The sequence below is a fragment of the Shimwellia blattae DSM 4481 = NBRC 105725 genome, from assembly GCF_000262305.1.
GTDB lineage: Bacteria > Pseudomonadota > Gammaproteobacteria > Enterobacterales > Enterobacteriaceae > Shimwellia > Shimwellia blattae.
Genome location: NC_017910.1, coordinates 780,839 through 800,800, shown reverse-complemented (window position 1 = coordinate 800,800; position 19,962 = coordinate 780,839). Strand labels below are relative to the sequence as shown.

Sequence of the window (19,962 nt, the reverse complement as noted above, 5' to 3'; positions counted from 1 at the left end):
TGAAATTAATATGTTTAATTGCGGCCCGTTTTTCAGCCCGGGAAAGCGCTTACATACCCGGCCCGGAACCCGCATTCTGAGACACAGCGCAGCATGGCACTTGAACACCCGCCTGGTTTCCGTGACACTAGCTGGAGTGTAAGCGCTTACCACGGAGACAACACAGGTAATGGCGACAATAAAAGATGTAGCCCGACTGGCGGGGGTATCCGTAGCAACGGTCTCCAGAGTCATCAACAGCTCCCCGAAAGCGAGCGAAGCCTCACGTATCGCGGTCAGTAGCGCCATGGAGCAGCTGAATTACCACCCCAACGCCAATGCCCGGGCGCTGGCCCAGCAAAATACCGAAACCATTGGCCTGGTGGTCAGCGATGTGTCGGACCCCTTCTTCGGCGCCATGGCAAAGGCCGTTGAGCAGGTGGCCTACCGTACCGGCAATTTTTTACTGATTGGCAACGGCTACCATAATGAACAAAAAGAGCGCCAGGCCATTGAGCAGCTGATGCGCCACCGCTGCTCTGCCCTGGTGGTGCACACCAAAATGATCCCCGATGCGGATCTGATTCCGCTGCTAAAGCAGATCCCCGGCATGGTGCTGATCAACCGGATCGTTCCCGGTTATGAGCAGCGCTGCGTGGCGCTCGATGATCGCTACGGGGGCTGGCTGGCGACCCGGCATCTGATCCAGCAAGGCCACCGCCAGATAGGCTTTGTCTGCTCCAACCACCCGATTTCCGACGCGGAAGATCGCCTCCAGGGTTATTACGATGCCCTTGAAGAGCATGGTCTGCCACGCAACCAGCGGCTGGTCACCTTTGGCGAGCCGGACGAAACCGGCGGCGAACAGGCCATGACCGAGCTACTGGGGCGGGGAATTCCGGTGACCGCGGTGGCCTGTTATAACGACTCCATGGCCGCCGGGGTGATGGGGGTACTGAGTGATAACGGCATTGATGTGCCGGGTAAAATCTCGCTGATTGGGTTTGATGACATCCTGGTCTCCCGCTATGTGCGCCCGCGTCTGACCACCATCCGCTACCCGATAGTCACCATGGCGACCCAGGCGGCGGAGCTTGCCCTTGCCCTGGCCGAGCACCTGCCGGAGCCGCCCACCACACACCTGTTCAGCCCCACTCTGGTGCGCCGCCATTCGGTGATGCCGCCACTTGAGGGGTAACACCGCCTGCGGCATTACCCCGGCGCGCCGTTATACCGCCTCCAGCGCCAGCAGCTCCTGAATGGTCTGGCGGCGGCGGATCAGGCGCGGTTCGCCCCCATCAAACAGCACTTCCGGCAGTAACGGGCGGCTGTTGTAGTTAGACGACATCGACGCGCCGTATGCCCCGGTATCGTGCAGCACCAGGTAATCACCGGGCTGTAGCGCAGGCAGCAGGCGGGTTTCTACGGTGCCCCCCTCCTGCTGGGTAAACACATCCCCGGATTCACACAGGGGCCCGGCAACGACCGTCTCCAGAAGTGGTTGCTCACTCAGGCTGCGCCCGTCCCCCGCCAGGGCGGAAATATGGTGGTAGCTGCCATACATGGCCGGGCGCATCAGATCGTTAAACCCGGCGTCCACCAGCACAAAATGGCGGCGGCCCATGGCTTTGACACTGCGCACCTGGGTGACCAGCACACCGGCCTCGGCCACCAGAAAACGCCCGGGTTCAATTTCCAGCGTGACCGGGTGTTGCAGATGGGCGGCGATTTGCTCCCGGGCCCGGTTCCACAGCCCGTAGTAGTGCTCAGTATTGATCTGCTCGTCGCCTTCCCGGTAAGGAATGGACAAGCCGCCCCCGGCGGAAATCGCCTCCAGATCTGCCCCGCAGCTGATAACCTGGTCAACCATTGCCCCGCACACCTGCTCCAGGTGACCATAGTCCACCCCGGAGCCGATATGCATGTGAATACCCACTAACTTCAGACCATACTGGCGGATCACGGCCAGTGCCCGGGGTAAATCCTCATGCCAGATGCCGTGTTTGCTGTTTTCGCCCCCGGTGTTGGTTTTCTGGCTGTGGCCGTGACCAAACCCGGGATTCACCCGCAGCCATACCCGGTGGCCCGCAGACAGCGCCCCCAGCTGGGCCAGCATATCGACAGATCCGGCATTCACCGGAATCGCCAGCGCCACCACCCGCTCAAGGGTCTCCTGGTCGATAACATCAGCGGTGAAGACAATCTCATCCCTGCCGTTGTGCGGCTCATAGCCTGCCGCCAGGGCCCGCTCAATCTCACCGTATGAGACCGAGTCCACCTTCACCCCCTGCTCACGCATCAGGCGCAGAATATGAATATTCGAGCAGGCCTTCTGGGCAAAGCGGATCACATCAAACTGCCGCAGCCGGGCGATTTGCCGGCGGATGATAGCGGCATCATAGGCCCAGACCGGGCAGCCAAAACGGCCCGGCAGGGCCAGCAGGTTCTCAGCGGTGAATGCGCTCTCGGGGTGTTCAGGGCAACGGGGCATGGCAACTCCGGAAAGTATTGTGGTTTTCTCTATTATTGCCCTGGCGGATAAGCAATAAAAAATATCTCTTTCTGCACAGTCTATGCAAAACTGATATGGATTTCGGAGGAAACTATGCCAGCGATTACCTTACGCCATATTGAAATTTTCCACGCGGTGATGACCGCCGGTAACCTTACGGAGGCGGCGGCGCTGCTGCATACCTCCCAGCCGACCGTCAGCCGCGAGCTGGCGCGCTTTGAAAAGCTGATCGGGCTGACACTGTTCAGCCGCAGCCGCGGCAGGCTGCACCCCACAGTCCAGGGGCTGCGGTTATTTGAAGAGGTGCAGCGCTCCTGGTACGGGCTGGACCGGATCCTGAGCGCTGCGGAAAGCCTGCGGGAGTTCCGCCAGGGGGAGCTGTCTGTGGTTTGTCTGCCGGTGTTTTCCCAGTCGTTTCTGCCGCCGCTTATCGGGCCATTTTTACGCCGCTACCCGGATCTGAGCCTGAATATCGTGCCCGAAGAGTCCCCGGTGCTGGAAGAGTGGCTCTCCGCCCAGCGCTATGACCTGGGGATCACGGAAACCCTCACCACCCCGGCGGGGACCGAGCGCTACCCGTTGCTGACCCTCAGCGAAGTGTGCGTGCTGCCTGCCGATCACCCTCTGTGCCGGAAATCCTGCCTGGTACCGGAGGATTTCGCCGGGGAAAACTACATCAGCCTCTCGCGCAGCGACAGTTACCGCCAGTTGCTCGACACCATGTTCCACGAGCAGGGGGTGCGCCGTCGCATGGTGGTGGAAACCCACAGCGCCGCCTCGGTTTGCGCCATGGTGCAGGCCGGGGTGGGGATCTCCGTAGTAAACCCGCTGACCGCGCTGGATTACGCCCGCCGGGGCAGCGGCGAAGGCAGCGGGCAGGTGGCCGTGCGGCCGCTGAGTATTACCATTCCCTTTACCGTCAGCCTGATTCGCCCCCGTCACCGCCCCGCCTCAGCGCTGGTCGATACCTTTACAGAGCATCTTCGCCAGCAGATGCCCGGCATTACGGCGGCCCTGCGCCCCTGGCAGCCACCAGAGGGCTGAATGTGACAGGCCCGGCAAATTCGGGCTGCCGGGCTGTCAGCATGACGGTTTGCGGCTAACATTTAAAATTAAAACGCCGTTTTACTATAATGGAGCCGCGATGTTTACCTTTATTAAAGATACTGAACTCGACGATCTGGGGGCGGGCGTGTCGCGCCGTATTCTCGCCCACGCCGGTGGCATGATGGCGGTACAGGTTAATTTCGACACCGGAGCCATCGGCCCGATGCACAGCCACCCACATGAGCAGCTCACGTATGTCCTGTCCGGTGAGTTTGAATTCACGATTGGCGATGAGACCCACCACGTCACCGCCGGGGATACGCTCTACAAGCAGCCGAATATTATGCACGGCTGCGTGTGTATCAAAGCGGGGACCCTGCTTGATACCTTCACCCCGGTCAGGGAGGATTTTCTTAAGTAACACGGCGCGTGTTGCGCAAAGGCCATAATAAAAGGCCATCGCATTTAAGGGTGCCGGTGCCGGTAGTCCCTTTAGTGCTGGCAATATGATCCGGAATATGTTCGTGCGGTGAGCCGGTTCCGCTCCCCGTCCCCCGGCATTTCTTTGTTACACCTGAACCCGGTCGCGTTCCAGGAGGGGGGGCCGGCCCCCTCCTGGAGACCTCGCCGGCCCGCGGTCAATCGCCGCTGCGCGGTTCGCTGCAACTCCGGCTTGCTCTGGCGGACCAGTCAGGATTCGGCATCCATGCCTCAACCTTCCTTCTGGCTGCCATCCTGGCAGCCAGTCCTTGAGCCGCACCTGCGTTTCCGCCGATTGCCTTTATGCGGGGGTTTAACACCCTCGCGGCCATTAACTGACATTCAGCGGCATTTCAGCCGCTGAAACTGTTTTGTTTACCGCAGGTAATTTTCCAGTGTCGCGTAAAGGGCATAAAAAAAGCCCTCTGGCCAGAGGGCAAATAAACCGAAGAATAATTACAACCGTAACGCAGTATTAGCGAGCCAGCCAGCCGCCATCCACTGCTACGGTATAACCGTTGATATAATCAGATGCCGCAGAGGCCAGGAAGACCACCGGGCCTTTCAGGTCATCCGGCAGCCCCCAGCGGCCCGCCGGAATACGGTCGAGAATTTCGCTGCTGCGCTTCTCATCCGCACGCAGCTGCTGGGTGTTGTTTGTCGCCATATAGCCCGGGGCAATGGCGTTAACGTTAATGTTATATTTCGCCCACTCGTTCGCCATCAGGCGGGTGATGCCCATTACGCCGCTCTTGGAAGCGGTGTAAGACGGCACGCGGATACCGCCCTGGAAAGAGAGCATAGACGCGATATTGATGATTTTGCCGCCGTGGCCCTGAGCCACAAACTGCTTCGCGACCGCCTGGGACATAAAGAACACCGTCTTGATGTTCAGGTTCATCACGTCGTCCCAGTCTTTTTCGCTGAATTCCAGCGCATCCTGGCGGCGGATCAGGCCAGCATTGTTCACCAGAATATCAATATGACCAAACTCAGCCACAGCGCGCTCCAGCAGTGCCGGGACCTCGTCCAGTTTACGCAGGTCGGCGGTCAGGCTCAGGAAGCGGCGGCCCAGTGCGGTCACGCGTTCAATCGTCTCTGTCGGCTCGACAATGTTGATACCTACGATATCGCAACCGGCTTCAGCCAGACCAATTGCCATCCCCTGACCCAGGCCGGTATCACAACCAGTCACGATAGCGACTTTGCCCTGCAGAGAAAAAGAATCCAGAATCATGTCACTTTCCTTTATATCAGGCCCGCTCAGGCGCGGGCTGTGCGTCAATAAATTATCCGGCGATTAGCGCAGATCGCTAACGGCTACGTGGTCCATATCGTCAAAGACCTGGTTCTCACCGACCATGCCCCAGATAAAGGTGTAGGCTTTCGTCCCGACCCCGGAGTGGATAGACCAGCTGGGAGAGATAACCGCCTGTTCGTTGTGCATCACAATGTGGCGCGTCTCCTGGGGCTGCCCCATCATATGGAAGACGCAGGTGTCTTCATCCATGCCGAAATAGAGGTAAACTTCCATGCGCCGCTCATGGGTATGGCACGGCATGGTATTCCACAGGTTGCCCGGTGCCAGTTCTGTCAGCCCCATGCTGAGCTGGCAGGTTTCCAGCACATCCGGCACAAAGTATTTGTTAATGGTCCGGCGATTGCTGGTGAGATCGTCGCCCAGGGTGACCGGAGCAACATCTGCCGGGGTGACTTTTTTCGTCGGATAGGTGGTGTGGGCCGGTGCGCAGTTATAGTAAAAACGCGCAGGTTTAGCGGCATCAACGCTGGCAAATAACACCTCTCTGGCGCCTTTACCCACATATAACGCTTCCCGGTGACCAATTTCATAGCAGGTGCCGTCAACGGTAATGGTGCCCGGGCCGCCGATATTGATAACGCCCAGTTCACGGCGCTCCAGGAAATAGCTGACCCCCAGCTGTTTACCCACTTCACTGCCCACCGTCACGGTTTTGTGTACCGGGTTTACACCGCCGACGATAATGCGGTCAATATGGCTATACACCATGGTGTATTCGTCTGGCGTGAAGATGGTCTCAATCAGAAACTCTTTGCGCAGCCCCGCCGTATCGAGGGTTTTCGCGTGATCGCTATGAATACTTTGACGAACGTCCATCTTGAACCTCACTAATGTCGTAATTCACGATACGGAATATCGGTTCCGCTGCCTGTTGATAAAATGGTATGCGCAATAAAACGCGATTTCAACATAAATCAAAACAATGTTTCATTTTTTCGGAAGCAATATATAAAAATGCATCGCAGATCACGAATACCGGCAGGAAGGCCAGTATCGCGCACGGGCCCGGGCGGTGAATAAAAAATAAATTAATTAACTATCAATAAATTACGTGAATGGTTATAGCAGGCAGGGGGTTAAGTCTCAGAATTTCCGCCCGTTATGGGGACAACGGGCGGGCGGGTTCAGCCCCGCTCAATCGCCAGCGCCACCCCCTGGCCGCCGCCGATACATAACGTTGCCAGACCTTTGCTGGCCTCGCGCTTGATCATCTCATGAACCAGTGAGACCAGAATACGGCAACCGGAAGCGCCTATCGGATGCCCAAGGGCAATGGCGCCGCCATTCACATTCACTTTGCGCTCATCCCACTCCAGTAATTTATTTACCGACAGCACCTGGGCGGCAAAGGCTTCGTTGGCCTCAATCAGATCCAGATCTTCCAGGCGCCAGCCTACCCGCTCCAGACAACGCCGGGTGGCATACACCGGGGCAATCCCCATCAGCGCAGGATCGACCCCCACACTGGCGAAGGCGCGGATCCGCGCCATCACCGTAAGGCCCAGCTCCTGCGCTTTGCTGGCGCTCATCATCATCACTGCGGCGGCACCATCATTAATAGAGGAGGCATTACCGGCGGTGACACTCCCGAGCAGATCAAAAGAGGGCGGCAGCGTTGCCAGCCCTTCTTCGCTGGCATCAAGGCGCGGCTGCTCGTCGGTATCTATCACCTGGGGGCCATGGGCGGTTTCGCGGATAACCGGGACAATCTCGTCACGAAAGCGCCCGCCGTCGATGGCGAGCCGGGCCTTACGCTGAGAGGCCAGCGCATAGGCATCCTGAAGCTCACGGCTGATGCCATACTCCCGGGCCAGATTCTCCGCCGTGACCCCCATATGGTAGTCATTAAACGCATCCCACAGGCCGTCATGTACCAGGCTGTCGATCAGGTGGGCATCCCCCTGGTGAACCCCTTTGCGGCTGTTGGTCAGCACATGGGGGGCCTGGCTCATATTTTCCTGGCCTCCCGCGATTACCACATCCGCCTCGCCGCACTGGATAGCCTGGGTGGCCAGGTGCAGCGCCTTCAGCCCGGAGCCGCACACGTCATTAATGGTAATGGCAGAAACAGACCAGGGCAGGCCACTGTTCACGGCGGTCTGCCGGGCGGGGTTTTGCCCGGCCCCTGCGGTCAGCACCTGGCCGAGGATGACTTCATCCACCAGCGCCGGATCGATAGCGCTGCGCGCCAGCAGCGCTTTGACCACCACAGCGCCAAGCTCTGCTGCGCTGTGGCCTGCCAGCCCGCCCTGAAAGCAGCCAATGGGAGTCCGGGCCGCCCCGACAATCACCACATCTTTCATTCTCTGTTCTCCCCCGTACATGACGGCGGACATAGTAAAATATTGTTATTAAAATTTTTCGTATTGTTTAAAAAATGGTGAAGAACATCACAGAGCAAAAAAACATCACCTGAGATTAAAACGAGATAAGCCGCCAGGCCGCCCCGCATATCACTGATGCCAGCTCACAAAAAAATACAAGCGTGATAATAGTTTCAATAAAAACTTTGATGGTGGTATGATTCCGGGCGGAGATGGCATTCCTCCCGTGTAACAAACCGCCTTTGCGAAGGCTGATGATGCCTGCATGATTCCTGTCCGGTACAGGAAGGTGCAGGTGCATCTGTGCCCTTTCTGCCCCGGTTCAGGCCGACTATTACTGTTGTCACCCGGACCACTATGAAACTGACTTTCCGCAGACACTCTCTGGATCTTCTTCCCGATCCGACCCTGATCCCCTGGCTGATAAAATGGCTGTTTCTGGCATCGCTGGTTGCGGCGCTGGCGGGCAGTGCATCGGCACTTTTTCTTTATTGTCTGGAGTGGGCAACCGATACACGGCTTGCGCACCCGCAGTTGATCTGGCTGTTGCCGTTTGCCGGTTTTGCCATGGGCTGGGTGTATCTGCACGCCGGTCAGTCTGTTGAGGCCGGTAATAATCTGTTAATTGACGAAGTCCACGCCCCGCAGAAAACCATTCCCCTGCGTATGGCACCGCTGGTAATGGGGGCTACGGTGGTCTCACACCTGACCGGTGCCTCCGTTGGCCGGGAAGGCACCGCCGTGCAAATGGGCGGCGCCCTGGCCGATCAGGTGGTGCGCCTGCTGCGTTTATCCGCCGAGGATCGCCGCATCCTGCTGATGTCAGGCGTCAGTGCCGGGTTTGCCTCTGTATTCGGTACACCGCTGGCGGGCGCGATATTCGGCCTGGAGATGATGGCGATTGGCCGTATCCGCTATGGTTCCCTGCTGGCCTGCTTTGTGGCGGCCATTGTTGCCGACCAGGTCAGCCTGGCCTGGGGGGTGCACCACACACTGTATCCGGTAGGCGCCCTGCCGCCGGTCACCTTATGGGGGCTGGCCGCCATGACGGTGGCCGGTATCGCTTTTGGTGCCACCGGCAGGCTGTTTGCCATGCTGACGCACCACCTGGGCCGGGCATTTAAACGGGCCGTTCCCTATGGCCCGCTGCGCCCTTTTATCGGCGGGCTACTCATTGCGCTGGTTGCCTGGCTATGCCACGCTCAGCACTATCTGGGCCTCGGGGTTCCGACGATTGTCAGCGCCTTTGAGCAGCCCCTGCCCGCCCACGAATTTATCACCAAGCTGGGTTTTACGGTGGCCTCTCTGGCCAGCGGATTTAAAGGCGGCGAAGTGACCCCGCTGTTTTATATCGGCGCGACCCTCGGGAATGCGCTGGCACCACTGCTGCATATGCCTTTTCAGGTGCTGGCGGCCGCCGGGTTTGTGGCGGTTTTCGCCGGGGCGGCCAACACCCCGCTGGCCTGCACGTTTATGGCTATCGAATTGTTTGGCTCAGGCATGGGGGTCTATGCCGGGCTGGCCTGTGTGATCAGCTATCTGTTTTCCGGCTATACCAGTATTTACCGGGCGCAGCGCGTCGCCACGGCAAAATACCGCGCCGTACCGGAAAATATTAAACTGGATGATGTCCCCGCCTGGCAGCAGCAACGCCAGCACGCCCCCCGCGAATAGCGCCTCCGGGGCGGGGTGCCCTGCGCACTCTGCCCCGGTGATCATTTCCGCACAAATAGATATGGTCAGTCATGTAAAAGCATATTATACAGAGTAAATGAGCGCCTATTTTAAATACAGTTTTGACATAACGTGGCATCGGGATGTACTCTGAAAGTCGCACACAGCGCAGCATAATAATAAATCTCTTTCACGCCCCAAAAACATTAGACGGATTAATGTATAAGCCGAGAAGAAAATAAATATTGAGGTGAGCAACACCTCTCTCAGATGAGCATAAATAAACTAAGGAGAGTTTAGAATGTCTGATATGTCATCCCGACAGGCTCAGGATAAAAGGATTATCCTGATCACCCGCCCGGCCGTGCAGGCCAACACATTCGCGCAATATCTGCGCCAGGCGTTATCCGTTGAGGTAATCATTAAAAACATTAATTCCCCTGATGGAGAATTACTGGCGTCCAGCTCAGCTATTTTGTTTGACATTACATTATCAAATAAAAAACTTAATAGTTACTGGCAGGATATTATTAAGCAGCAATGTAATAACCCACATCTGTTCCTGATTAATAGCGCCCACAAATATGAACTGAGCGAAATAGCCCAGTGGACATCCCTGTACGGTATTTTCCGCTATGACGACAACGAAGGCCAGATGCTGAACGCTATCCGGGCGGTGATATCCGGCGACCAGTCAGTCAGCCTGAGCGCGATGCACCCTTCCCTGTATGCCCGGGTGCCGGAGCAGGATACCGAAGCTAAAGCCTCCCTCACCGAGCGTGAATGCGAAATTCTCTATGAACTGCGCCAGGGGGCCACCAATCAGGATATCGCCCGGGTGCTGTTTATCAGCGAAAATACCGTGCGTACCCACCTGTACAATGTCTTTCGCAAGATCAGCGTGAAAAACCGCACCCAGGCGGTGAGCTGGGCCAACCGTAATCTGCATCAGCACGCGATTCTCGATCACTATATGGAGTAATCCGCCCCCCTGCGTTCTGCCCCACCACAGCGGCAATCCCCCGGGTTGCCGCTGCTGACGCCCCCTTACCGCCCGCACTTATACTTTTCCGTTCTATCACGCGTCATTTTATTCTTTGGAAAAAGCTCTCCCGCCAATTACCATCTGGACGTCTATAGCTCCAGACGTTAAAGCATCTAAACAGATATCGACAGGTAAAAAACGGGTAAGCAGACAGGATGATTGAACTCAGTAATGTTTCGAAAGTTTTTCACCAGGGGGCAGCCCGGATCACCGCCGTCGGGAATGTCAATCTGCGCATCGACCAGGGGCAGATTTACGGGATTATCGGCTACAGCGGAGCCGGTAAAAGCACCCTTATCCGCCTGCTGAACGGGCTGGAACAGCCCACCTCCGGCAGTGTGACCATCAACGGCCAGAACATCACCGCCGCCCGGGGTGAAACCCTGCGCCAGGCGCGGCTGAAAATCAGCATGGTGTTCCAGCACTTTAATTTGCTGTGGTCGCGCACCGTCAGCGAGAATATCGCCTTTTCCATGCAGATAGCCGGCGTACCTAAAGCCCGGATCCGGGCCCGGGTGGCGGAGCTTATCGATCTGGTGGGCCTTAACGGGCGGGAGCATGCCTACCCTTCCCGGCTAAGCGGCGGCCAGAAGCAGCGGGTGGGGATCGCCCGGGCACTGGCCAATAACCCGGATGTTCTGCTGTGCGACGAGGCAACCTCCGCCCTTGATCCGCAAACTACCGATCAGATCCTCGAACTGCTGCTGGATATTAACCGCCGCTTCGGGTTAACCATTGTCCTCATCACCCACGAGATGCACGTGGTGCGCAAAATCTGCCACCGGGTCGCGGTCATGGAAAATGGCCATATCGTGGAAGAAGGCGACGTGCTGGCGCTCTTCAGCCACCCGCAGCAGCCCATTACCCGCCAGTTTGTCGGCCAGCTTAATGATCCCCTGGCGCCGGAAACCCTCAACCCGGCGCTGATAAGCGATCTGCCAGGATCCGTCATCAGGCTGACCTTCACCGGCCAGAATACCCACCAGCCGGTGGTGGGCACCCTGACCCTGAAATACGGGCTGCCGTTTAATATTCTGCACGGCAAAATGACCCAGACCGCACAAGGGGTGTTCGGCCAGTTATGGCTGCATGTTAATGCCACGACCACACAGCTGGAGCAGATCCTTGCGGATCTCCACCACAGCAATATCGGGTGCGAGGTGACACGCCATGGCTGATTCACTGTTCCCGCACCTGAAATGGGACGCCCTGTGGGCCGCCACTCAGGAAACCCTGTATATGACGGCGTTGTCCGGCCTTGCCACGTTTGTGCTGGGGATCGTGCTCGGGCTGGCGCTGTTTCTCACCGCCCGGGGCGGCCTGTTTCCCGGCAGGCTGCTCTACAGCGCGATTTCACTGCTGGTCAACGTGTTCCGCTCTGTCCCGTTTATCATTCTGATTGTGCTGCTTATTCCGTTTACCAAAACCCTGGTGGGCACCATTCTCGGGGTGAACGCGGCCCTGCCTGCGCTGATTGTCGGCGCCGCGCCGTTTTATGCCCGGCTGGTGGAGCTGGCCCTGCGCGAGGTGGATAAAGGCGTCATTGAAGCCACCCGCGCCATGGGGGCCCGGCTGAGCACATTAATCTTTCGGGTATTACTGCCGGAGTCCTCCCCGGCGCTGGTATCCGGTATCACCGTCACCCTGATAGCCCTGGTGAGCTACAGCGCCATGGCGGGGGTTATCGGGGCCGGTGGGCTGGGAAATCTGGCGTATCTGGAAGGATTCCAGCGCAACCATAACGACGTCACCCTGGTGGCGACGATGGTCATCCTGCTTATCGTATTTATCATCCAGTTCTGCGGCGATGTGGTCACCACGCTGCTGGACAAACGCTAATAACAACAGGGAAACCCCATCATGAAAAAGAGACTGACACTGATCGCCGCCGCCACACTCAGCGCCCTGAGCTTCGCCTCCTGGGCCGAAACCCTGATTGTGGGCGCTTCCAACGTTCCCCACGCGCAAATTCTTGAACAGGCAAAACCCATTCTGGCAAAAGAGGGCATCACCCTGGAGATTAAACCCTTCCAGGACTACATCCTGCCCAATACTGCGCTGGCCAGTAAAGATATCGACGCGAACTACTTCCAGCACGTTCCGTATCTGAACAGCGTACTCAAAGATCACGCGGGCGATAAAAGCTACGACTTCGTCAGCGCCGGTGCCATCCACATAGAGCCTATCGGGATCTACTCTAAAAAATACAAATCACTCAAAGATCTGCCCACCGGTGGCAAAATCATTATGCGTGATGCGGTGTCAGAAGAGGGCCGTATCCTGGCTATCTTCGAAAAAGCCGGGGTGATCACCCTCAAACCCGGGGTTGATAAGGTCAGCGCCCGCATCAGCGATATTGTCGGTAACCCGAAAAAACTTCAGTTCCTGCCCAATGTCGAGGCCGCCCTGCTGCCCCAGATGTATAACAACGACGAAGGCGACGCAGTCGTGATTAACGCCAACTACGCAATCGACGCGGGCCTTGATCCGGTGCACGATCCCATCGCGGTAGAAAGCGGCGAAAATAACCCCTACGCCAATATCATTACCGTGCGCCGCGGCGACGAGCAGAAAAAAGAGATAGTCGCCCTGGTGAAAGTGCTGCACTCCCAGCCCGTCCAGACCTGGATCCGCACCCAGTACAAAGGGGCCGTCATCCCGGTTAATCAGTGATTAAAAACCGCCTGCCTGAGTAAACATAGCCTGCCCGGCGCGCCAGAAACGCGGCGTCTTTCCGGGCAGGCATACCTGCCCCGCACGCCTTTTTCCGTCAGTTTGTAAACAAATGTATTTATTTTTTATTTAATGGATGGTAAATAATGCATCGCGAATGATAACGACTATCACTATCATTTGCATTTATTGGTTAACACAGCGTTTCATCTGCGCCTTTCACGCCCTCATCAGAAGGGAGGCACGCTGGGTGACCGGGGACCCATTATAAAAAATAAGTTACTCACTGATATGGAAAAACATCGCAATTCTCCGTTCAGCAGCCGCGGCTCGCTGACGTTTTTCACCGGCTTATGCATTGGCTTTACCCCCCTGACTCAGGCCCGGGGGGCCAGCGACACAGAGAACAACACCGGCGACACCCTGATTGTAGAATCGGCCCTGCCCTCCCTTTACGGGCCAAAACAATCGGCAGATCCGAAGTTCAGCCGCCCGGTGGCCGATACCACCCGCACCATGACGGTTATCCCGGAGCAGGTTATTAAGGATCAGGGGGCCACCACCCTCACAGACGCCCTGAAAAACGTGCCCGGCGTCGGCGCCTTCTATGCCGGGGAAAACGGCAATACCTCCACGGGCGATGCCATCTACATGCGCGGCATGGATACCTCTAACAGCATTTACGTGGACGGCATTCGCGACACGGGCACCGTCTCCCGGGATGTGTTCAATACCGAACAGGTGGAGGTTATCAAGGGCCCTTCCGGCAGCGACTACGGCCGCAGCGCCCCCACCGGCTCCATTAATATGATAAGCAAACAGCCGCGCACCGACACCGGACTGGATGCCACCGTCAGCACCGGCAGCGCCTGGTTGCGCCGCGCCACCCTGGACGCCAACCAGGCCATTAACGACACCACCGCCTGGCGCCTGAACCTGATGGGCGAGAAAACCCACGATGCCGGGCGCGACAATATCACCAGCGAGCGCTACGGGGTGGCCCCGTCCCTGGCCTTTGGCCTGGATACCCCCACCCGCCTGTACCTGAACTACCTGCATGTTCACCAGCACAACACGCCGGACGGCAATATCCCCACCATCGGCCTGCCGGGCTATTCCGCCCCCTCAGCCCGTACTGCCGCCCTCAACAGCGCCGGTAAGGTGAACACCAGCAATTTCTACGGCACCGACTCAGATTACGACAACGCCACCACCGACACGGCGACGATGCGCTTCGAGCATAATTTGACAGCCTCCACCACCCTGCGTAATACCACCCGCTGGTCGCGCACGAAACAGGACTATATTCTGACCTCGTTTATGGCCGGCGACAGCAACATCACCATGGGTGACCCGAACGATGTGGGCAGCTGGAAGATGGCGCGCACCATGAACACCCGGGATGCGAATAACCGCATCCTCACCAACCAGACCAACCTCACCTCAACTTTCAGCACCTGGGGGATCGGGCACGACATCAGCACCGGGGTAGAATTTACCCGGGAAACCCAGACCAACTACGGCGTGAACCCGCTCAGTGCGCCGCCGGTGAATATCTACGCCCCCTCCAGTAAGGTGAAAACCGCCGGGCTGGATCGCAACGGCGCCAACGCCAACGGCCGCACCGACACCTTCGGCATCTATCTGTTTGATACCCTGCAAATGACCCGCGATCTCGAACTGAACGGCGGGATCCGCCTGGATCACTACCGCACCCGGTATGACAGCTCAAGCCTGTGCGGCGGCAGCGGGCGCGGCGCAGTGGCCTGCCCGGACGGGGTGGCGAAAAACAGCGTGGTCAAAACCGTGGACACCTCGGACAGCGGTAATCTGCTGAACTGGAAGGCCGGGGCCCTCTACCACCTCACCCGCGAGGGCAACGTTTATATTAACTATGCCATCTCCCAACAGCCGCCCGGCGGCAATAACTTTACCCTTGCCCAGTCCGGCAGCGGTAATAGCGCCAACCGCACCGATTTCCGCCCCCAGCGCGCCAGAACGACTGAGATAGGCACCAAATGGCAGCTGTTTGATCAGCGCCTGCTGCTGACCGCGGCCCTGTTTCGCACCGATATTGAAAATGAAGTTGAAGCCAATGACGACGGCACCTGGTCCCAGTACGGTAAAAAACGCGTGGAAGGGTATGAGCTGAGCGCCCAGGGGAACATTACCCGGAACTGGCAGGTTATCGGCGGCTACACCCTGCAACACGCCAGCATCAAAAACGGTGCCAATACAGCCCAGGACGGCAGCAGCGGCCTGCCCTATACCCCGGAGCACGCCTTTACCCTCTGGAGCCAGTATCAGGTCACGGACGCGTTATCCCTCGGCGGTGGCGCCCGCTATGTGGGCGGCATGAAACGCGGCACCGATGGCGCCACAGGCACTCCCTCCTTTACCGAAGGCTACTGGGTGGGCGACGCCAAAGTGGGTTACCGCCTCAACCGCAATCTGGATCTGCAGCTGAACGTCTATAACCTGTTCGATACCCACTATGTGGCCTCCATTAACAAGAGCGGCTACCGCTATAAACCCGGCGAACCGCGCACCTTCCTGGTGACCGCCAACGTACACTTTTAACCCACCAGCGGGATGGCGCAGCACGCGCCATCCCCGGAGAGACGACCATGATGTACCACATTCCCGGGCTCTTTACTGCCGGGCAGCTTGATGAAGTACGCCATCAGCTGGAAAACGCCAGCTGGACAGACGGCCGGGCCACCACCGGCGAGCAGGGCGCCCGGGTGAAACATAACCAGCAGGTGGATACCGCCACCCCGCTGTATCAGCACCTTCAGGGGCAGGTTGTCGCGGCGCTGGATGCCAGCCCGCACTTTTTTTCTGCCGCCCTGCCGCGCACCCTTTCACCACCGCTGTTTAACCGCTACCGCGAGGGGGAAACCTACGGTTTTCATGTGGATGGCGCCGTGCGCAGCCACCCTTCTGCGGGCTGGATGCGTACTGACCTGTCCGCCACGTTGTTTCTCAGCGCGCCTGAGGAGTACGACGGCGGCGAGCTGGTCATTAATGACACCTACGGCCAGCAGCGGGTTAAGCTCCCGGCGGGCGATCTGGTGCTCTACCCGGCCAGCAGCCTGCACTGCGTAACACCGGTAACCCGGGGGGAGCGCCTGGCCTCTTTTTTGTGGATCCAGTCGATGATCCGCCACGATCAGCAGCGGGCCATGCTGTACGAACTGGACAGCACGCTCCAGACCCTGCGCGCCAGACACGGCGAAAGCGCAGAAACCCTCTCTTTGCTGAACATGTACCACAACCTGCTGCGTAGCTGGTCAGAACTCTGACACCCCCGCCCGGAGCCCTCTCCGGGCCGCTACTGATACGGTGGTTATCCTGACCGCGCCATTCGATATTTTGCGGATTGTCCGTTTTTTCCTCAGCCGCTATACATGGCTGCCACTCTGCAAAAGAGCAGAACCGATCCGCCTCTCTTCTTAATGGACGCTGTACATGGACATCACAACAAATGGTTTTGAACGGCGCTGGAGCGCCATTTTTCTGGCAATGTATCTGCTGATTATTCTGCCCTTCCCCGTCTTTTTCAGTACCGACTATATCGCCGGGTGGCTGGGTGTGCCGGTGTTTATCTACGGCTGGCTTATCCACGCATCCCTGGTGTTCGGGCTGATAGCGCTCTTCGCCTGGCAGTGTCTGCAGCGCCCTGAATACCAGGATCTGCCCGGGGAGGAAGCCTGATGAACAGCAGCAATCTCGTTTTACAACCGGAAGCGGTGCCGTTTTACACCACGCTGACACTCTTTTTACTGCTGCTGGGGCTCATCGGCTGGCGGGCCGCCAGGTCTACCCGCTCCTTAAGCGATTTTCTGGTCATGGGGGGCAAAGCCGGGGCGGTAGTCGGCGGTTTTGCCTATTTTGCCAGCCAGTACAGCATGAGCACCTTTATGGGCGTGCCCGCCATGACCTACAGCACCGGCTTTGCCGGTATGAGCATTTCGGTGCCGGGGCTGGCCTTCTCGATGATTATTCCGGTGCTGTTTGTGGGCCGGAAACTTATCCAGCTGGGCAGGCGCTACCAGATGCTGACCATGAGCGACTACCTGTCTGACCGCTACGAATCCAGCGCCATTCGCGGCATCCACGCCGTGATGTGCGTGACCTTTCTGCTGGCGATGATGGGGGCGCAAACCGTGGGCGCCGGGGTGATTCTGCACACCTTCACCGGCCTGCCTGAGTGGGTGGGCGTGGTGGCGATGGGGGTCATTGTTATCCTCTACTGTATGACCGGCGGCATGACCGGCGCCATGATGACCGATGTCCTCCAGGGGGCGCTGATGGTCGCCACCGCCGTGGTGACCTTTCTGGTCTCTGTGCAGGCCGGTGGGGGGATTGAGGCCATTACCCGCACCCTTGGCGACACGCTACCCGGCCACCTGACCCATCCGGGCACCAACAACAATTTCCCCTGGCAGACCTATGCCTCAATGATTGTGATGTGGAGCTTTTTTACCATCGGCCAGCCGACTCTGTTCACCAAGTTTTTTACCATGAACAGCTACCGCACCATGTTTAAGGCGGTGCTCCTCGGCACCCTGGGCATGTTGTTTTCCGCCACGCTTATCGAGTGGGCGGGGGTCAATGCGGCCACCTTTATCCACGGGCTGAAAGGCAGCGACGCGGACTTTATTGTTCCGCTTATCCTCCAGCAGAATGTCTCCCCCTGGGTTTCCGCACTGCTGATAACCGGTATCGTCTCCGCCGGGATGTCGACCATCTCCGCCCTGCTGGTGGTCTGTACCGGCGGCATTACCCGGGATATCTACCAGAACCTGTTTAACCCGCGTGCCAGTGAGCAGCAGATCCTGCGCCTGTCGCGGTTATTTACCGTGGCGGTGGGGGTCGTCGCGATGGTTATCGGCATTATGAAGCCAGACAGTATCTTCTCCCTGATTCGCTTTGCCTTTGGCGGGCTGGGGATTTGGGTAGCGCCGGTTATCCTCGGCATGTACTGGCAGCGCGCCACCCGGGCGGCGGCCATCAGCGCCGTGATCCTGGGCGAGATTGTCTATGTCTGCGTAAGCCTGTGGTATCCGCACATCACCTTCGGGTTTGATCCGCTGATTGTCTGCTGGGCCTTTACCATGCTGGTGATGGTAGCCGTAAGCCTGGTGACCCGCCCCGCCTCGCCCCAGACCCTGGCGCGCCACTTTGCGCTGTTAACCTCCCCCGGAGGCCATCATGCCGGTCACCATTGATAAACAGCTGCCGGTGGCGATTCAGGCGCAAATCGTTGGCGCGGTTGAATACGGTATCATGGCGGGCACCCTGCGCCCGGAGCAGCTTTTACCCTCGGTGCGGGTGCTCAGTAAACAGCTTGGGGTGGCCCAGCTTACCGTAAGCCATGCCTACAGCACCCTTAAAGCCCTGGGGCTTATCAGGACCATCCCCGGTAAAGGCACCTACGTGGTGCGTGACCGCCAGTACGAGCAGCCCGGCAGCCCGCAGGACGGGCTGCGCCTGCGTTTTCTGCAGTTACTTTGCGACGCGCAGGCACTGAACCTGGCGGAGGATTTTTTCCAGCGCCTGCTGACGCGCCACGCGCAAAACACCCTTGAGCTCACCTGCCCGGTGGCCTATGTGGGGAACTCTAACCGCATGAATCAGCGCTATCTGGCGGCCATCCGCCAGACCCTGGGCATGACATTGCAGGCAGACAGCTACACCTTCAGCGAGTTTACCCGGCTGGACAGCCACACTCTTTCCCGCTACGGGCTGTACCTGACCCTGCCCCATGAGGTTCCCCGGCTGCGCCAGCGGCTGGGGCGCCGGGTCCCGGTGTATGCCCCCTGGCTTATCCCCGCCCCACAGACCCGCCAGAAGCTGGGCAATATTACCCGCGATCAGCCGCTACTGCTGGTGGCCCACTCGGCCCGCTTTCTGCCCGTGATGCTGGCGGGGGTAAAACGCTATGCCCGCCAGGCCTGCGCCTTTCATGCCACCACCCTTGATGATCCGGCGCTGGCCGACTTGCTACACCGCGCCGCAGTGACAATTTACAGCACCGGCTGCCATACCGGGATCCAGCAGTACCCGGCCTGCGGGATCATGCTGGAGTACAGCCACATACCGGATCCGGACTACCTGCACAACGAGCTGGCCCCGGCACTGCGCCTGCTGGCGCAATAACCCATCAGACAGGAGATAACATGGATATTTGCGCCACAAACTGGTTCCAGCTGGAAGCGTACCTGAAGCAGGATGACCGGGTGATCCTGCCCCTGGGCAGCACCGAGCAGCATGCCTGGCTCAGCCTGTGTACCGACTATATTCTGGCCTCGCGCCTGGCCGGTGAGGTGGGAGAGCTTGCCCGGGTAGCCGTCTACCCCGGGTTGCCGTTCGGGATGGCTCCCTATTTTTGCGCCTATCCCGGCACGATCAATTTGCAGCCTGACACCTACAACCGCCTGCTCAGTGATATTCTCACCAGCCTGTATACCAGCGGTTTTCGCCGTATTTTCCTGATCAATGGCCACGGGGGAAACAGCCCGGTTCAGGCCCAAATCCACAACTGGCTGAACCAGCACCCGGATGCCCGGGTACAGCTGCATAACTGGTGGTCTGCCCCGCACACCCTCCGGCTGGTGCGCCATTACGCGCAGAACGCCAGCCACGCCTCGTGGATGGAAAACTTCCCCTGGACCCGGATCCCCGGGGTGACCCCACCCGCCCACGAAAAACCGGCGCTGGATGTGGCCCGGTTATCCCAGCTCCCGGCCAGTGCGGTGCGTGAGTATATTGGCGACGGTAATTATGGCGGCCACTACCAGCGCAGCGATGACGACATGCAGGCCATCTGGCAGACGGCCCGCCAGGAGACACTGCAACTGCTGGAGCACGGCTGGGGCTAACCACGCCGCGAGACAGGCAC

General features: G+C 58.6%; 18 protein-coding genes and 1 riboswitch. Of the genes, 14 read left to right on the top strand and 4 right to left on the bottom strand.

Annotated elements, in window-relative coordinates; translation table 11 throughout:
• Positions 1–169: 169 nt before the first annotated feature.
• The gene (gene galR, locus EBL_RS03790; RefSeq protein ID WP_002442313.1) at positions 170–1,177 is read left to right on the top strand and encodes an HTH-type transcriptional regulator GalR; all 1,008 of its coding nucleotides are present in this window, start codon (positions 170–172) and stop codon (positions 1,175–1,177) included.
• Positions 1,178–1,207: 30 nt separating this feature from the next.
• Here the strand turns inward: galR and lysA are convergent, their stop codons facing one another.
• On the bottom strand, positions 1,208–2,470 hold the full coding sequence (gene lysA, locus EBL_RS03785; RefSeq protein WP_002442311.1) for a diaminopimelate decarboxylase: 1,263 nt from the start codon (positions 2,468–2,470) through the stop codon (positions 1,208–1,210).
• Positions 2,471–2,584: 114 nt separating this feature from the next.
• On the opposite strand from lysA, the gene EBL_RS03780 reads away from it, so the two are divergent.
• Positions 2,585–3,535 (top strand): LysR family transcriptional regulator, encoded by a 951-nt coding sequence (locus EBL_RS03780; protein ID WP_002442309.1) that lies wholly within the window; start codon positions 2,585–2,587, stop codon positions 3,533–3,535.
• Between the two features lie 100 nt (positions 3,536–3,635).
• Positions 3,636–3,959, top strand: a complete 324-nt coding sequence (locus EBL_RS03775; protein WP_002442306.1) for a cupin domain-containing protein — start codon at positions 3,636–3,638, stop codon at positions 3,957–3,959.
• Positions 3,960–4,493: 534 nt separating this feature from the next.
• Here the strand turns inward: EBL_RS03775 and kduD are convergent.
• The 3 genes from kduD to EBL_RS03760 all read right to left on the bottom strand — a co-directional run bounded on the left by kduD (position 4,494) and on the right by EBL_RS03760 (position 7,642).
• Positions 4,494–5,255: a 2-dehydro-3-deoxy-D-gluconate 5-dehydrogenase KduD gene (gene kduD / locus EBL_RS03770; protein WP_002442293.1), complete on the bottom strand. Its 762-nt coding sequence runs from the start codon at positions 5,253–5,255 to the stop codon at positions 4,494–4,496.
• Positions 5,256–5,318: 63 nt separating this feature from the next.
• On the bottom strand, positions 5,319–6,155 hold the full coding sequence (gene kduI, locus EBL_RS03765; RefSeq protein WP_002442291.1) for a 5-dehydro-4-deoxy-D-glucuronate isomerase: 837 nt from the start codon (positions 6,153–6,155) through the stop codon (positions 5,319–5,321).
• A 308-nt stretch (positions 6,156–6,463) separates the two neighbouring features.
• On the bottom strand, positions 6,464–7,642 hold the full coding sequence (locus EBL_RS03760) for an acetyl-CoA C-acetyltransferase (RefSeq protein WP_002442289.1): 1,179 nt from the start codon (positions 7,640–7,642) through the stop codon (positions 6,464–6,466).
• A gap of 220 nt (positions 7,643–7,862) precedes the next feature.
• Positions 7,863–7,934: riboswitch (Fluoride riboswitch) on the top strand.
• 86 nt (positions 7,935–8,020) lie between these two features.
• On the opposite strand from EBL_RS03760, the gene EBL_RS03750 reads away from it, so the two are divergent.
• The 11 genes from EBL_RS03750 (at position 8,021) to EBL_RS03700 (ending at position 19,942) form a co-directional block, all read left to right on the top strand.
• Positions 8,021–9,337, top strand: a complete 1,317-nt coding sequence (locus EBL_RS03750; protein ID WP_002442288.1) for a voltage-gated chloride channel family protein — start codon at positions 8,021–8,023, stop codon at positions 9,335–9,337.
• Positions 9,338–9,638: 301 nt separating this feature from the next.
• On the top strand, positions 9,639–10,319 hold the full coding sequence (locus EBL_RS03745; protein WP_002442286.1) for a LuxR C-terminal-related transcriptional regulator: 681 nt from the start codon (positions 9,639–9,641) through the stop codon (positions 10,317–10,319).
• A gap of 218 nt (positions 10,320–10,537) precedes the next feature.
• Entirely contained in the window at positions 10,538–11,560 is a 1,023-nt protein-coding gene (locus EBL_RS03740) for a methionine ABC transporter ATP-binding protein (protein WP_002442284.1), read from the top strand.
• Positions 11,553–12,221, top strand: coding sequence for a methionine ABC transporter permease (locus EBL_RS03735; RefSeq protein ID WP_002442283.1), 669 nt, complete (start codon positions 11,553–11,555; stop codon positions 12,219–12,221). Before EBL_RS03740 ends, EBL_RS03735 begins: the two co-directional genes overlap by 8 nt.
• A 21-nt stretch (positions 12,222–12,242) precedes the next feature.
• On the top strand, positions 12,243–13,055 hold the full coding sequence (locus EBL_RS03730) for a MetQ/NlpA family ABC transporter substrate-binding protein (protein ID WP_002442281.1): 813 nt from the start codon (positions 12,243–12,245) through the stop codon (positions 13,053–13,055).
• A gap of 291 nt (positions 13,056–13,346) precedes the next feature.
• Positions 13,347–15,635, top strand: coding sequence for a catecholate siderophore receptor Fiu (locus tag EBL_RS03725; protein ID WP_002442279.1), 2,289 nt, complete (start codon positions 13,347–13,349; stop codon positions 15,633–15,635).
• A gap of 47 nt (positions 15,636–15,682) precedes the next feature.
• Positions 15,683–16,360: a Fe2+-dependent dioxygenase gene (locus tag EBL_RS03720; RefSeq protein ID WP_002442277.1), complete on the top strand. Its 678-nt coding sequence runs from the start codon at positions 15,683–15,685 to the stop codon at positions 16,358–16,360.
• Positions 16,361–16,526: 166 nt separating this feature from the next.
• A complete protein-coding gene (locus tag EBL_RS03715; RefSeq protein ID WP_002442274.1) occupies positions 16,527–16,772 on the top strand; it encodes a hypothetical protein in 246 nt (81 codons plus the stop codon).
• Entirely contained in the window at positions 16,772–18,289 is a 1,518-nt protein-coding gene (locus EBL_RS03710; protein ID WP_002442273.1) for a sodium:solute symporter family protein, read from the top strand. Before EBL_RS03715 ends, EBL_RS03710 begins: the two co-directional genes overlap by 1 nt.
• Entirely contained in the window at positions 18,273–19,220 is a 948-nt protein-coding gene (locus EBL_RS03705; RefSeq protein ID WP_002442270.1) for a GntR family transcriptional regulator, read from the top strand. The genes EBL_RS03710 and EBL_RS03705 overlap by 17 nt, the downstream gene beginning before the upstream one ends.
• Before the next feature lie 20 nt (positions 19,221–19,240).
• The gene (locus EBL_RS03700; protein WP_002442269.1) at positions 19,241–19,942 is read left to right on the top strand and encodes a creatininase family protein; all 702 of its coding nucleotides are present in this window, start codon (positions 19,241–19,243) and stop codon (positions 19,940–19,942) included.
• Positions 19,943–19,962 lie beyond the last annotated feature (20 nt).